Consider the following 748-nt stretch of genomic DNA (forward strand, 5'->3'; position numbering starts at 1 on the left):
CGTTGATTGCGTATCTTGATATTCAGTTTTGCTACTAAAAGTCTCTGTTTCTGATAATTCCTTGATTCTCTTAATTTGCGGTGTTCTTTTTTAGCACGGTTCATGCGACGTGATAGAGTTCTTCGTTCTTTAGATAATCTCTTTTTCATTTTTCGATAAAATCTGGGATTATCGACTACAACATTATTACTTGTAGTAAGGAAGTTCTCAGTATTCAAATCGATTCCAATATTACTACCAGTTTTTATTTTCTGATCAACAAAAGGGGTATCAGAACCGAGTTGAAGTGAAATAAAATATCTGTTACATGGATCTTTACTAATAGTCACAGTACCGATTCTTATATTTTTTTTATCACGAAATATTTCTTTATTGTATCCTTTGATCCTAAGTGTTCCTAATTTAGGAATCTTGATATGCTTATCATCTAGGAGTCTAACTGACCCAGTATAAACATTCATTTTAGATTTCTTTGAATACTGACAGGAAGTTTGATACTTTTCAGAGTAATTCTTTTTATGAAATTTGGGAGTTCCAGCCTTATGAACTTTTCGAAACATTGCCCAAGCCTTCAAATAACTCATTTTTGCGTTGGCTTTGGCCAAGCTATCGATTTTTTTATTCTCCATATATTGGTAATGATTAGATAATTCACGAATATTTTTACGCTCTATTAGTTCTGAAATCCGATTTTGAATAATTTTAAGGCCTATCCCAATTTGTTTTAATCGGTATATTTCTTTATCGA

At 31.6% G+C, this 748-nt stretch carries 1 protein-coding gene; it reads right to left on the reverse strand.

Going from position 1 to position 748, the window contains the following annotated elements; genetic code table 11:
• The coding region (locus FD29_RS04950; protein ID WP_162253419.1) for an RNA-guided endonuclease InsQ/TnpB family protein at positions 1-748 on the reverse strand (748 nt) is incomplete at both ends.

The sequence above is a fragment of the Companilactobacillus mindensis DSM 14500 genome, assembly GCF_001434275.1.
GTDB lineage: Bacteria > Bacillota > Bacilli > Lactobacillales > Lactobacillaceae > Companilactobacillus > Companilactobacillus mindensis.